The sequence below is a fragment of the Pedobacter sp. B4419 genome (assembly GCF_059693725.1).
This window is the reverse complement of record NZ_JCASSL010000002.1, coordinates 274,241-288,755: the sequence shown is the minus strand read 5'-3', so window position 1 is coordinate 288,755 and position 14,515 is coordinate 274,241. Positions and strand designations below refer to the sequence as shown.

Here is a 14,515-nt window from a genome sequence, read left to right as displayed (position 1 = left end):
TTAGAGATAACCAATCAATTCAACCATGAAAAATTATCTCTTATTAATTGGCTTGTGGCTTGCTTCGGCTACAGCCTTTGCCCAAGATGTTAAAGTAAAAGGCATCGTTAAAAACAGCACGGATAGTGTTATTGTATTCCGTAAAAATGGTTTTAATGCAATAACAAGGGTCAGAGATGGCCAGCGCTACAAAGCCAAACTAAACAGCAAAGGCGAATTTGAAATTACCTTGCCCGAAAAGGCCATCCAGGAATGGCTCATTGAACAGGGTGATAAGTTTGCCATCCTGAATCTGTGTAGTGGCCACGATCTCAACCTTGTGATTGATTTAACCCAAGAGCGTAGCAACAAGGTGTCGGCTATAGGACCGAATGCGGCAGAGGTTAATTTTTTAGGCTATCTCGATAAAAAACAGAGCGAAAAATACGGGTCATCGTTTTACCAAACAGTAAGCACTTTAAATCCTGAAGAGGCATTAAAAATGCGCAAAGAAAGGGCTGAATTCCAATTGGCTGTGATGGAAGATTACCATAGACAAAATAAGTTGGGCGATGAATATTACAAATGGCTCAAAACATTATACAAGTACGAACCTTACGAAAGAACCTTGGTAGAACATTTAAGCTCAAACAATTTAAGGGAAGATCCTAAATATATTGCCTTGTTAACTACAAATGGCTTTAACGATGATTATGCAGCCAAAAACTCAAACGAGTACAACGACCTGGCCAATTATTATATGCATTTTAAAATCAATGGTTCCAAATATCCATTAAAAATTGCTGATTTCTTTGAGTTTGGTACGAAAGACAACCTAAGCGGCTTAACCAAACAAGTATTCTTAACCCGGCAAATGGTGCCCTTTACTAAAGGAAAAGACAGTATGTACAATGCCATGCTTCAAAAATTTAAAGCATCGGTAAATGACAGGGAACTGTTGCAAATCATTGCCGACGAACGCAACGACTATTTAGCCAAAGTGGAAATAAGCAATCGTTCTAAAGAAAACATTAGCCAAAGCGCTTCTTTGAACGAAATCTTTCAAAAATATAAAGGCAAGGTAATCTACCTCGATTTTTGGGCCAGCTGGTGCGCGCCATGTAGGGGAGAGATGCCTAATGCAAGAGTGCTTAAAAACAAGCTGAAGGGCAAAGATGTAGTGTTTCTGTACTTTGGTTATCAGGATCAAAAAGAAAACTGGCTGGCTGCGCGCAAGGAATTGGATATTGAGGGAGAACACTACCTGCTCAGTCCACAGTTGATTAAAGAAGCCAATGACCTGTTTCAGATTACAGGTATTCCGCACTATGTAATTGTAGGGAAAGACGGTACGATTATAGATAAAAAGGCAACGAGGCCCCTCGAGGCTTTTGAACAGCTGTCGAAACTTGCTGAAGGAAAGTAGACTTATGCTGATTTTTTAAAACTTCACAAATGTTGCTTTGCTAAACCGGATTGCAGCGGCATCCTTTTGAGCAATGCGAAAAAGATACAGTGTAAAGCCGGACTTGCTTTGTACCACACACTGCTCTTGCTTTTCTAATTACGAAGGATTTTTTGAGCTTATGGACTTACGAAATTTGACAAACTTCGTAAGTCTTGCTGAATTAAAATCCCATCAGTATTCGGCCCAAGCCAAATCGATTTTTAGCCCATTTCCGCCTCGTTTAAATCGCGATCTGTTGAAATGCCAACTGCAGTTGGTTCTTTTGCGAAAATCATGCCTAGGGGCTATTTCAGGCCATAAAATCGATAAAAATATTTATTGAAATAACACGAAAAAGTGGTAACAAAGCCTAATGTTTGGCATCTATATTTCGCAAGATAAATGGTTTATCCTGTATCAAAAAAATAGAAAAACAAATATTATGGAAACGCTGATTTTAAGTTATTGGTGGGTTTTATTGGCATTGATTTGCCTTGTGATGTATAAATATATTTTAAGGTTCTTATTCGGGATGGTGATTGTGCCCGAAGACAGGATTGGGTTGATTACCAAAAAATTCGTGCTCTTTGGTTCACAAAAAGAATTGCCCGATGGGCGTATCATTGCCTTAAGGGGCGAAGCAGGTTTTCAGGGCAAAACCTTGGCGCCAGGACTTTACTTTGGGATGTGGTTTTGGCAGTACAGCGTAACCATGGAGCAGTTTACGGTGATCCCACAGGGAAAAATCGGACTGATCATGGCCAAAGACGGTACAGAAATCCCGACAGGGAACATCCTAGGCCAGCGTGTTGATAGCGACAACTTTCAAGATGCGGTAAAGTTTTTGGAAAATGGCGGTCAGCGAGGTAGGCAGGCCACCTATATCACTTCGGGTTCTTACCGGATCAACACCTTGTTGTTCCAGGTATCTATTACGGATATGATCCGGATACAAGAGAGCATGGTGGGTATTGTAACCACTTTAGATGGTTTGCCTATCGAAGCCAATCAGATCGCGGGTAAATGGGCAGAAGGACACAATAATTTTCAGGATTTTGATGCCTTCATCAAAAATGGCGGCAACAGAGGTTTGCAACCACAGGTGATATTGGCAGGTTCGTATAACCTTAATCCCTGGGCCATCCAATTGGAAGAAACTCCGATGACGGAAATCCCAATTGGCTATGTAGGCGTGGTAATTTCTTATATCGGACAAGAAGGCAACGACTTGACCGGTGCCGATTTTAAGCATGGCAATATTGTGGCCAAAGGCTCGAAAGGGGTTTGGCTAGAACCGCTTGGTCCGGGCAAATACCCAATTAACAAATATACGATGAAGGTAGAACTGGTTCCTACCACCAACTTGGTGCTCAATTGGGCAAGTGCAAGGAGCGAGGCGCATAACCTCGACAAAAACCTCTCTACCATTACCGTGCGTTCCAAAGACGGTTTCCCATTCAATTTAGATGTGGCACAAATTATTCATGTACCTACAACAGAAGCGCCTAAGGTAATTGCCCGCTTTGGCAACATGGTGAACCTGGTTTCGCAGGTTTTAGAGCCAACTATTGGTAACTATTTCCGCAACTCGGCTCAAGATAGCGATGTAATTGCCTTCTTGAGCACCCGTAAAGAACGTCAGGAATCTGCAAAAGACCATATCCGTAAAGTGTTGGATGAATACAACGTGAATGCAGTTGATACCTTGATTGGCGATATTGTGCCTCCAGAGTCGTTGATGAAAACCTTAACCGACCGTAAGATAGCCGAAGAGCAAAAGGTTACCTACGACACCCAAAAGCAGGCGCAGGAAACCCGCCAAGGGATGGAAAAGGAAACCGCTATTGCCGATATGCAAAAAGACATTGTAAAAGCGCAACAAAGCGTAGAAATTGCCGAGCGTACCGCAAGTGCAACGGTTAAAAAATCTGAAGGTGATGCTGCAGGCGTAAAGCTGGCCGTTGGTGCAGAAGCCGAGGCTACCAAAATGCGTGCGCATGCAGAGGCCGAAGCGACCAAAGCCAGGGCACAGGCAGATTCTGAGGCCATCAAATTAAGGGCATCGGCAGAGGCCGAAAAAATCTCTTTAACAGGTAGTGCCGAGGCGGGAAAAATATTGGCTGTAGGTAAGTCAACCGCCGAAGCCTATGAACTGGCTGTAAAAGCCTTGGGAGGAGAAAACTTTACTCGTTATAAAATTACCGAAGAACTCTCAAAAGGGCACATCAAGTTAATTCCTGATGTATTGATTGGTGGTGGCGCAAATACAGGCGGTTCGGCAATGGATGGACTTTTAGGATTGAAACTGATGGAAATGATGGATCCAGAAAAGGGGAAAGGGTTGGCCCTTGCAACAACAGAAGTTGTAGAGATCAAACAAAAACCCAAAAAAGAGTTGTAAGCCTTCTTTGATTACAGACATGCGAGGTTCTAAAAACCTCGCGTGTCTTTTTATTTAGCTTACGCATGTCTATTCACCGACTTTTCTTTCTAAACCGGATTGCAACGGCATCCTTTTGAGCAATGCGAAAAAGATACAGAGTAAAGCCGGACTTGCTTTGTGCTGGGCACTGCTCTTGCTTTTCTAATTATACCAAGGAATTTTTTAGCTTACAGACTGATGAAATTTAACAAACTTCGTAAGTCTTCTCCTTTCTAGCCTCCCAGCTTTTTTGTACCTTTGCCCCGTAATTTCGAATGGTCAGATTAAATGATTGAATGATTGAATTTTGAATGATTGGATGGGTAGTGTTTATTGCTCGTTTCTTCATTCTCTCATTTCTTCATTCTCTCATTCTTTAATTAAAAAAGATGAGCAAAGTAAAAGTTGGCTTGGTGCAGATGAGCTGTACCAAAGATAAACAGGAAAACCTGGACAAGGCAATTGTTAAAATTAGGGAAGCAGCTGCAAAAGGCGCCCAAATTGTTTGCTTGCAAGAGCTTTTTACCTCGCTTTATTTTTGCGATGTAGAAGACTATGACAATTTTGACTTGGCAGAAGCCATTCCAGGTCCTTCTACAGATGCTTTAGCGGTGATTGCTAAAGAATTGAATGTGGTGGTGATCGCTTCATTGTTTGAAAAACGTGCACAGGGCTTGTACCATAATACAACGGCTATTTTAGATGCCGACGGTACTTATTTGGGTAAATATCGCAAAATGCATATCCCTGACGATCCAGCTTATTACGAGAAATTCTATTTTACGCCAGGTGATTTAGGCTACAAGGTTTTTCAGACGAAATATGCCAAAATTGGTGTTTTGATCTGTTGGGACCAATGGTATCCGGAAGCTTCGCGTATTACTGCGTTAATGGGTGCCGATATCTTGTTTTATCCAACCGCAATTGGCTGGGCAACAGACCAAGACGAAGAAACCAACAAAGACCAGTACAATGCTTGGCAAACCATTCAGCGTTCGCATGCAGTGGCCAATGGCGTACCTGTAGTGAGCGTTAATCGCGTAGGTTTGGAACAAGATGGCGCCATGAAGTTTTGGGGCGGCAGTTTCGCTACCAATGCGCAGGGCAGAATTCTGTACCTGGGATCGCACGATGAGGAAGAGACAGAAGTGGTAGAATTGGATATGCAAGAAACCGATTTCTTCCGTAAGCACTGGCCTTTTTTAAGAGACAGAAGAATTGATTCGTACCAGCCGATTACCAAAAGATACATTGATGGGGACTAAGGGTTAGTCCGTTCTTGCTTTCATCCTGAGCTTGGAGAAGAATAATTGCGTTTCGACAAGCTCAACGTGACAACAATTTATATAAAATTTAAATATGTCTTCTGACTCTTCGACTTTCGAACTTCCGACCTCTGACTTTAACCATACGCCAAAAAAACAAGGTTATGCTTTCCCTGCCGAATGGGCCAAGCATGAGGCTACCTGGCTGAGCTGGCCACATAAGGAGGCTTCATGGCCAGGCAAGATCGAAACTATTTATGCGCCGTATTGCCAATTTATTAAGGCGGTTGCCAAAGGTGAAAAAGTGCGCATCAACGTAAGGGATGAGGAAATGAAAGCTTTTGCCATTGCCGAATTGCAAAAAGCGGAAGCCGATTTAAGCCAGATAGAGTTCTATTTTAACGAAAGCAATGATGCCTGGTGTCGCGATCATGGTCCGGCATTTGTAGTAAAAGGTAACGAAAAAGCGGTGGTTGATTGGGGCTACAATGCTTGGGGTGGTAAATATCCTCCTTATGATTTGGATGATGTAATCCCAACCAAAATTGCCAAGCATTTTAACCTGCCTTTATTTACGCCAGACATTGTAATGGAAGGTGGCTCGGTAGAGTTTAACGGTGCGGGAACGATTTTAACCAGCACTGCCTGTTTGTTGAACGAAAATAGAAATCCACACCTGAGCAAGGAGCAGATCGAAGAATACCTTAAAGAGTTTTACGGTGCCGAGCAGGTGCTTTGGGTAGGAGATGGCATTGTAGGCGACGATACCGATGGACATATTGACGATATTACACGCTTTGTGAACGAGGATACCGTGCTGACCGTTGTAGAGAGCAATCCATTGGATGAAAACTACCTATTGCTACACGAAAACCTACAAGCATTAAAAGGCATGAAATTGTTAGACGGGAGGCCATTGAACATTATCAAGTTGCCGATGCCATCGCCGGTGATTTATGAAGATACGCGCCTGCCTGCCTCTTATGCCAATTTTTACATCGCCAATGCAGCAGTCATTGTACCTACTTTTAGAGACGTGAACGATAAGCTGGCGCTAGAGATCATTCAAAAGGCATTTCCAGACAGAGAAGTAATCGGCATTGATTCTACTGATATTATTTGGGGATTGGGCAGTTTCCACTGCTTGAGCCAACAGGAGCCAGCTGTTTAATTAGTTGCCAGTTGTCGGTTTTCAGTTTTCAGTTGCCGGTTAACAGTTTCGGCTTGAACTCTTTATAGGATTTAATACCGATTTTGTTATCAAGTTCCTATTGAGGTTTGTCATCCTGAGCCTGTCGAAGGATAACCTAGAAAGCTCGTTTTTATAGCGGCAATCCTTATCTTTAGTTTGATGGCAATTATTCATAATTATTTTGTTTACATATTAGAATGCTCAGATAAAAGCTACTATACGGGCGTAACAAATGATTTAGAAGTTAGGCTACAGCAACATAATGAAGGTTATAGTGAAAAATCATATACTCATAATCGAAGACCAGTAATTCTAAAATACTATAGACGCTTTGATCAAATTGAACATGCAATAGAATTTGAGAAACAGGTTAAGGGTTGGAGCCGAAAGAAAAAGGAAGCCTTATTTAAAGAAGACTGGGAAGAAATTAAAAGATTATCAAACCTTAAAAAGAAATAATAACTTTGGTCTTCGACAAGCTCAGACTGACATAAAATTTAAAGAATGAAATTATTAGAAGGAAAAACAGCCCTGGTTACAGGCGCATCAAAAGGAATAGGCCGTAAGATAGCTGAAAAATTTGCAGAGCAAGGCGCCAATGTTGCCTTTACCTACTTGTCATCTGTAGAAAAAGGCGAAGCTTTGGAAAAAGAACTGCAAAGTTTTGGTACGAAAGTAAAAGGCTTTCGCTCGGATGCTTCAAAATTTGATGAGGCCGAAAAACTGATCAATGATATTGTAGCCGAATTTGGTACGATTGATATTGTAGTAAACAATGCCGGAATTACCAAAGATGGTTTGTTAATGCGCATGAGCGAAGAGAATTGGGATGATGTAATGAACGTAAACCTGAAATCGATCTTTAACGTAACTAAAGCCGCTTCTAAAGTAATGATGAAAGCCCGTAAAGGCGTATTTATCAATATGAGCTCGGTGGTAGGTGTAACCGGTAACGCAGGTCAGGCCAACTACGCGGCTTCTAAGGCAGGTATCATCGGTTTTACCAAGTCTATTGCCAAAGAGTTAGGTTCTCGTAACATTCGCGCCAACGTGGTTGCACCGGGCTTTATTCGTACCGAAATGACAGACGTATTAGATCCGAAGGTAGTTGAAGGTTGGGAAGCAGGAATCCCGCTTAAACGTGCCGGCGAAACCGAAGACATTGCCAACGTTTGTGTATTCTTGGCTTCGGATATGAGCGCTTATGTAACCGGACAGACCTTATCTGTTTGTGGCGGTATGCTTTAAGTCTAGATATTTACAATATAGAACGGGCTCGATTCTCTGAAGAATCGAGCCCGTTTGCTTATAAACCTTGTGTTGTGTATTCGCCGAAATAGATTACAAATTCATAGTGATCAGGCACATCCCGACCAACTCGAAGAATAACCTAGCCTTTGTTTTGTTTGGTGTAAGTATTGTACAATCCTTCCCAAAAAACCTTCTGTGTTGGATAGGCCTTCAAATAGCGATCGAGGTTTGCCTTGGTCATCTTAAAAGGCAATATACTTACCGGAATATCTTTTTGTCCGCCGTTGCGTGCCTCTACAGCCAAAACGTATACTTCTTTAATCTTTTCATCGGTTAGCGGAATACAGCCTACGGTTACGCAGTTGCCATGGATATAAATATCGCCACCTGGCTTGCGGTCTTTACCCGTTCTTGCCAAATCTGTTGCATTAGGGTAGTCAACGCCAAGCGATAAGTGGAAATTGCTCATAGGGTTAAATACATTGATCTTGTAAAAGCCCTCCGGTGTTTGGCCATCGCCTTCAATAACCTTCGGACCGAGCGTGCCCGAATGTGCGCAGAAGTCGTAGGTCCTAAAAAGCTGATAACTATTCTGGGAAGTTGTTTTAAGCCAAAGTTCCAACTTGCCTTCGGCCTTATAAGCCATGATCTTTAATTTAAAGCCGCCTTTAAAACCTGCTTTGGAGAGGTCTTGTTGCAAGGTAGCCCACTTTTGGTCATAAGCCTGCCTCACGCGTTCAAATTTAAGCTGGCTCTGTTTAAAACCCGTTTGGGCCGTCGCCGTAGTTGTCATGGCTAGTAAGAGTAAAAGTTTGATCAATGTTTTCATGCATTCGCGCTATTTCGCAAACAAATTACGTTGATTTTTTTAGAATTTTAGCATCTTTACGTTTAAAGCTATGGGCAATTTCTTTACTGTATCCTCTATTTTTACTTTTTTGGCCTGCCTAGTCTTGGGTTGCCTTTATGCTTGGCTCCTTTACGGCGCAAACAAAAACCTTACTGCCAAATTAAGGTATGCGCTGGCTGCGTTTAGGATTTTGACCATTACCATTTTGGCCTGGCTGCTTTTTGCCCCCTTGGTTAAGCGTATTTCTTATACACCCGAAAAGCCAATCATTGTTTTGGCACACGATAATTCCATTTCGGTTGACCAAGTGGAGCCTGCAGGCTTTAATAAACAACAATACCAAAACGACTTAAAAAAACTGGCCGATCAGCTTTCGAGCAAATACGAAGTAAAAACCTACAGTTTTAGCGATAGTGTTAAGGCAGGGATTGATTTCTCTGGACAGGGCAAGCTGAGCAATGCATCGGCATTGGTTAATCAGCTGAACGACGAACTGCTGAACCGCAACGTTGGTGCCATTATTATCGCTAGCGATGGTATTTTTAATCGTGGTGGCAATCCGCTTTACGAACTGAATAAGATCAAGGCGCCGGTATACACCATTGCCATGGGCGATACCATTCCGAAGCGCGATGTACTGATTGCCAATGTGAATTACAATAACCTGGTTTATTTAGATAACGAATTTACGCTTGACGTAGAAGTACAGGCCTATGCCAGCAAAGGCGAACAAACCCGGCTAACCGTAGCTGAAAACGGCAAGCAGGTAAAGGAACAAAATGTTGACATCGATGCGAACAGTTTTGTGAAAAATGTTCAGGTAAAGCTCAAAGCCAATAAAATAGGCATTCAGCGTTATACCCTTAATGTTTCGGCAGTAAAGAACGAAGCTACCTCGAAAAACAATAGCCAAACCATTTTTGTAGAGGTAATTGATGCCCGCCAAAAGGTATTGTTGGCCAGCGCTTCGCCACATCCGGATATGGCGGTATTGAAACAGGCTATAGAGCAGAACAAACATTATGAAGTAACCACGGTTTTGGCCGACGATCTGAATGGCATTGATATCCAGAAATATAACTTGGCCATTCTTTATCAATTGCCCGCCAATGGCAATACGGCAGCTGGTTTGATTGCTAAGCTTCAAGAGGCTCGTTTGCCAATTTGGTATATCGTGGGTGCACAAAGCAACCTGACGGCATTGAGCCAAGCGCAGAAGATCCTCAATCTAAATAGGGCAACAGGTTCTCTGCAGGAAATCTTCCCTTATTCGGATCCCAATTTTACTGCTTTCAACCTCGATGCGACGGCTTTGAAGCAACTTAACGATTACGATCCCTTGCAGGGGCCTTTTGCCAATATGGCCATCAATGGCAATTATACCGCCGTTTTAAACCAGCGAATTGGAAGGGTAAATACCCAAAATCCGCTTTTGTTTTTTGTGGATGATAATGGTAAAAAAACCGGATTTTTATTGGGAGAAGGCATTTGGAAGTGGAAACTGGAAGAAGCCAAAAATGAGCAGAGTCTGCCTTTGGTAAATGAATTGGTCGCCAAAACCATCCAATACCTATCTGTAAAAGATGATAAACGCAAATTTAAGGTATATACCAGCAAAAGTACTTTCGAAGAAAACGAAAATGTGCTCTTGAATGCGACATTGTACAATGAGGCCTATGAACCTGTAAATACACCAGATGTAAAAGTGCAACTCAAAAATGCCGAAGGCAAAGTGTTCAACTATACCTTTTCTAAGTTTGGTGCTGGCTATAATCTTAATGCAGGTACTTTGCCACAGGGCAATTATACCTACGTGGCTTCTACGGCCTTGGGCGATAAGAAATATACAGCTTCTGGCGCTTTCTATGTCAATGCGCTGATTGCCGAATACCAGCAAACCACAGCCAACCATCAGCTATTGTACACCATGGCACAGCAGAGCAACGGCAAGCTGTACCAGCCGGCAAATTTGTTGCAGATAGCCGATGAACTAGAGAAAAGCGGACAAGTGAAAACCATCAGCTATGAAGACCGCAAATATGAAGAGCTGATTAGCCTGAAATGGATCTTCGTTTTGATTATATTAGTACTCACTACAGAATGGTTTTTAAGGAAACGTAACGGCGAAGTCTAATGGAATTGAGCAGCACCTATATCATTGAAACCTTAGGGACGGTTTCTTTTGCCATTTCGGGTACTTTTGCAGCCATGCAAAAGCGACTTGATCCCTTTGGGGTGCTTATTATTGCTTTCGTCACCTCAATTGGTGGTGGTACCGTTCGCGATTTGCTCTTAGGCGATACTCCAGTAGCCTGGATGCGAAACGTAAACTACTGTCTGCTCATTTTGGTCACTTCTATGGCGACCATTTTCTTCAAAACACACATCAAAAAGTTCAAGGTAACGTTGTTTCTGTTCGATTCTTTGGGTTTGGGCCTTTTTACCATGGTAGGGGTGCAAAAAGGAATAGTGTTTGGATTAAGTCCGGGTATTTGTGTGGCCTTGGGCACCATTACGGGTTGTTTTGGCGGTATTATCAGAGATACCTTGCTCAATACCATTCCGCTTATCTTTAGAAAAGAGATTTATGCCACAGCCTGTATTTTGGGTGGCGTGCTTTACTTCGCCCTGCTTTATTTTAACCTCAAGGCAGATGTAGCGAAAATCATTGTAATTGCTTTTATTTTCGCCCTAAGGATCGTTGTAGTGCGCTATAAACTGACCTTGCCTAAGTTCGGCTATTAGGGATATAGGTATTGTTCCAATGCGCCTTTTTGGTTAGCCTCATTCAGTTGCCATAAGGCTGCGGGCCAACTTTTTTTATTAGCCTGTTGGTTGAGATAGGGGAGCAAAATTTTCATGCTGCCCAATACAATTGTTTTTTGGTCTTTTGCTTCTTTGTTTTCGAGCATAAATTTGGTCATGCTGGCCATGTACATCAAGGTGAGGTCAGAATCGGTATTAAAGAAATCAGTTTCCTTTTCTTCGAGGTAAAAAGTATAATCTGGCGTACCGTTCATCCAATCGATCAAAAAACGGCCAGCCTCAATCCTCGATTTGTTCTTTTTATCGATAGGCGTTTGAAACAGGTAGTCGATCACCTTAAGGGCTACAGGTTCTGTATTTTTGAAATGTGCCTTTTTGTTAAGCTTAATGTGCTTGAGGTTGGGCAGGTCTTGCGCATAGGAGTAGCTCATGCAGGCCAGCAGTAAAAACAAAAATAGGCTTACTTTCTTCATCATACTTTAGCAGGATCGCAAATATTCCCTTTATAGCGAAGATAAGGCATTAGATTGAAAATATTAAATCTTTTGTTGTCCTGCGCAACCTCGGGCGCCAGACTAATGATTGCTGATTTTTGGGCCTAATCTTTCTTCTCGTTGCTTCGCACAATCACAAAAACATCTTCATTGTCTTTTTTCATGAAGTATTTTTCGCGGGCAAATTTTTCGGCGGTGCTCAGGTTGCTGTCGAGCTCTTTCAGGTCTTTTTTAACCGTGGCGGTTTCTTTGACATAGAAATCTTTTTCCTGCTGCAACTTGTTTACTTCTGTGCGGTATTCGTATTGCGCCAAGATATCATTCTTATCAAAGAACAACATCCAAGCTGCAAAAGCAACAATGGACAGAAAATATTTATTGCGCAAAAGCTCTATTAATTTCTTCATATCAAAATCCTTTGTAAATATAGGATTAAAAAAACATCCGAAGATTTAAAAACATTAACGGTTTTACAAATGCATTTATCCACTTGTTAACAGTTACCGGTTGGCAGTTATCAGTTTTCAGTTAACAGTTCTCAGTTACCAGTTTAGCGATATAGCAATTCGTACAATCACCCTAAAACATTCCGACTTTACAACAATGACGAGAATTTCGTAGCTTGCAGTACATTTATCACATCCTCTATTTATGAAACTGTCTATCAAATCTATTTTAATAGCCACTGCTTTGTGCTTTGGTGTTGCAACCAGTTCTGCACAAGATTTCAATTCGGTTAAGGCCATTGCCCAAAGGAGGGTTCCTTGGCTGGCTGCCCATCTCCAGTTTTCGAGCATCAAATCTAATGACGGAAACGAAGTTTTTAAATTAAGGAGCAATGGCAAAAAGGTTATAATTGCTGCCTCGAGCGTTAGTGCAGCCTCACAGGGATTGGGCTGGTACCTTAAATATTATTGCCATAGAAGCCTAAGCCATATGGGCGACAACCTATCGCCCCTCAAAGAACCGCCGGCTATTAAGGGAGAGGTAAGCATTGTTTCTCCCTATCAGTTCCGTTATGCCTTAAACTATTGTACCATCAGCTATTCGATGAGTTTTTATACTTGGGCCGATTGGGAGAAAGAACTCGACTGGATGGCGCTAAACGGCGTCAATTTAATGCTTGCCCCAGTAGGCATGGAAGCCGTTTGGCAAAATACATTGCAGAAAATCGGCTATACACAGGCAGAAGCACTGCAATTTATACCTGGCCCTGCTTTCTCGGCCTGGTGGCTCATGGGCAACCTCGAAGGTTGGGGCGGGCCAGTTTCACAGCAACACATCGATAAGCAGGCTAAGTTGCAACAGCATATTTTAAAACGTATGGCCGAGCTAGGCATAGAACCTGTAATGCATGGCTTTTACGGAATGGTGCCTACAACACTGAAAGAGAAACTCAAAGTTGACGTTGTTCCCCAAAATAAATGGGTGGGCGGATTTGTACGTCCAGATTTTCTAAAACCTAGCGATCCTTGGTTCGATAAACTGGCAACGATCTATTATGATGAAATGAAAAAGCTTTACGGAAAGGATTTACATTTTTTCGGTGGCGATCCTTTTCATGAAGGTGGCTCGAGTGCCGGATTGGATGTGAGCGATGCCGCAAGAAAAATTCAACAAGATATGCAAGCCAGCTTCCCTCAAAGCACTTGGGTGTTGCAGGGCTGGGGAGGCAATCCCTCAACCAAGCTGTTAGAAGGACTAGATCAGCAAAAAGCCTTAATCATAGAGTTGTTTGGAGAAAATACAAGCAATTACGAAAAGACGAAAGCCTATCAGGGAACGCCTTTCATTTGGAGCAATGTGAGCAATTTTGGAGAAAAGAATGGTATTTATGGTCGCTTGGAGCGTTTTGCTACCGAAGTTGATAAAGCAAGGAAGGGAGAATACAGGAGGTTTTTAAAAGGTATAGGCATTATTCCAGAGGGGATCAACAACAATCCGGTAGCTTACGACCTGATGCTGGAATTGGGCTGGCATAATGAAAAATTAGAGGTAGGCAAGTGGTTGGCCACTTATCAGCAATACCGTTATGGCAAAACAGACGCGAAAGTTTCAAAAGCTTGGCAGCAATTGCTGGCAACGGCCTACAATAGTCCAACCGTTTATCAGGAAGGCCCATCAGAGTCTCTTTTGTGCGCGAGGCCAGCTTTGGGAATTAAAACGGTGTCCTCTTGGGGAACTGTGGTTCGCAATTATGATACTTTGGCTTTTAAAGAAGCTGTTCGCTCCTTTAATCAGGCTAAAGCAAACTTTAAAGGCATTGAAACGTATCAAATTGACAGGCTGGATTTTGTAAGGCAGGTTTTATCTAATCGGTCGCTAGCAGTTTATCACCAGCTTACTGATGCCATCCAGCAGAAAAATACCACTCGGTTCAAACAAACGAGTCAGCAATTTCTACAGCTTATTTTGCAACAGGATTCTTTATTGGGCAACCATCAATTGTTTACCGTAAAAAGATGGTTGGATCAGGCTATCGCAATGGCTGGTAACGATGTCTCAGAAAGGAAAAATGCCTTGAAGAATGCCAAAGCTCAAATTACCTATTGGGGAGGTGATTATCCCAAAACAGATTTGCGCGATTACGCCCACAAAGAATGGAATGGTTTGCTCGGTTCTCTGTACTTGGAACGGTGGAAGAAATTTATGGAAGAGCAACTCGCATTGTTGGAAGGGAAGGAGGTCGTTGCTCCAGATTATTTCAACATGGAAAAGCAATGGTCTGAAAGAGCTGAGCTATACGCTCCGAAGAAGCTTTCGGAGAAAAAACTGGATGAACTGATTGCCAGAATCCTAAAATAAAGAAACAAAAAAAACGCCCAATAAATATTTATCGGGCGTTTTTT

12 protein-coding genes are annotated in these 14,515 nt (G+C 42.3%); 9 read left to right on the top strand and 3 right to left on the bottom strand.

Annotated features, from left to right (window positions below):
- Positions 1–25 precede the first annotated feature (25 nt).
- The 6 genes from AC570H_RS12925 (at position 26) to fabG (ending at position 7,553) form a co-directional block, all read left to right on the top strand.
- Entirely contained in the window at positions 26–1,405 is a 1,380-nt protein-coding gene (locus AC570H_RS12925) for a TlpA family protein disulfide reductase (protein ID WP_497355437.1), read from the top strand.
- A gap of 463 nt (positions 1,406–1,868) precedes the next feature.
- Positions 1,869–3,827 carry an SPFH domain-containing protein gene (locus AC570H_RS12920; protein ID WP_497355435.1) on the top strand — a complete coding sequence of 653 codons (1,959 nt, stop codon included), beginning with the start codon at positions 1,869–1,871 and terminating at the stop codon, positions 3,825–3,827.
- A 410-nt stretch (positions 3,828–4,237) separates the two neighbouring features.
- Positions 4,238–5,113 (top strand): carbon-nitrogen hydrolase, encoded by an 876-nt coding sequence (locus tag AC570H_RS12915; protein WP_497355433.1) that lies wholly within the window; start codon positions 4,238–4,240, stop codon positions 5,111–5,113.
- A gap of 94 nt (positions 5,114–5,207) precedes the next feature.
- Entirely contained in the window at positions 5,208–6,284 is a 1,077-nt protein-coding gene (locus AC570H_RS12910; RefSeq protein WP_497355431.1) for an agmatine deiminase family protein, read from the top strand.
- A 180-nt stretch (positions 6,285–6,464) separates the two neighbouring features.
- A complete protein-coding gene (locus tag AC570H_RS12905) occupies positions 6,465–6,764 on the top strand; it encodes a GIY-YIG nuclease family protein (RefSeq protein WP_497355429.1) in 300 nt (99 codons plus the stop codon).
- Positions 6,765–6,809: 45 nt separating this feature from the next.
- Entirely contained in the window at positions 6,810–7,553 is a 744-nt protein-coding gene (fabG, locus tag AC570H_RS12900) for a 3-oxoacyl-[acyl-carrier-protein] reductase (RefSeq protein WP_497355427.1), read from the top strand.
- A 142-nt stretch (positions 7,554–7,695) separates the two neighbouring features.
- Here the strand turns inward: fabG and AC570H_RS12895 are convergent, their stop codons facing one another.
- The gene (locus tag AC570H_RS12895; protein WP_497355425.1) at positions 7,696–8,349 is read right to left on the bottom strand and encodes a L,D-transpeptidase family protein; all 654 of its coding nucleotides are present in this window, start codon (positions 8,347–8,349) and stop codon (positions 7,696–7,698) included.
- A 106-nt stretch (positions 8,350–8,455) separates the two neighbouring features.
- On the opposite strand from AC570H_RS12895, the gene AC570H_RS12890 reads away from it, so the two are divergent.
- Both AC570H_RS12890 and AC570H_RS12885 read left to right on the top strand, forming a co-directional pair.
- Positions 8,456–10,540, top strand: coding sequence for a hypothetical protein (locus AC570H_RS12890; protein WP_497355423.1), 2,085 nt, complete (start codon positions 8,456–8,458; stop codon positions 10,538–10,540).
- The gene (locus AC570H_RS12885) at positions 10,540–11,151 is read left to right on the top strand and encodes a trimeric intracellular cation channel family protein (RefSeq protein WP_497355421.1); all 612 of its coding nucleotides are present in this window, start codon (positions 10,540–10,542) and stop codon (positions 11,149–11,151) included. The genes AC570H_RS12890 and AC570H_RS12885 overlap by 1 nt, the downstream gene beginning before the upstream one ends.
- Here AC570H_RS12885 and AC570H_RS12880 read toward each other — a convergent pair.
- Entirely contained in the window at positions 11,148–11,648 is a 501-nt protein-coding gene (locus AC570H_RS12880) for a hypothetical protein (protein ID WP_497355419.1), read from the bottom strand. The genes AC570H_RS12885 and AC570H_RS12880 overlap by 4 nt on opposite strands.
- Positions 11,649–11,770: 122 nt before the next feature.
- On the bottom strand, positions 11,771–12,073 hold the full coding sequence (locus AC570H_RS12875; protein ID WP_497355417.1) for an FtsB family cell division protein: 303 nt from the start codon (positions 12,071–12,073) through the stop codon (positions 11,771–11,773).
- 244 nt (positions 12,074–12,317) lie between these two features.
- Between AC570H_RS12875 and AC570H_RS12870 the strand changes: the two genes are divergently transcribed.
- Entirely contained in the window at positions 12,318–14,471 is a 2,154-nt protein-coding gene (locus tag AC570H_RS12870; protein WP_497355415.1) for an alpha-N-acetylglucosaminidase, read from the top strand.
- Positions 14,472–14,515: the final 44 nt, after the last annotated feature.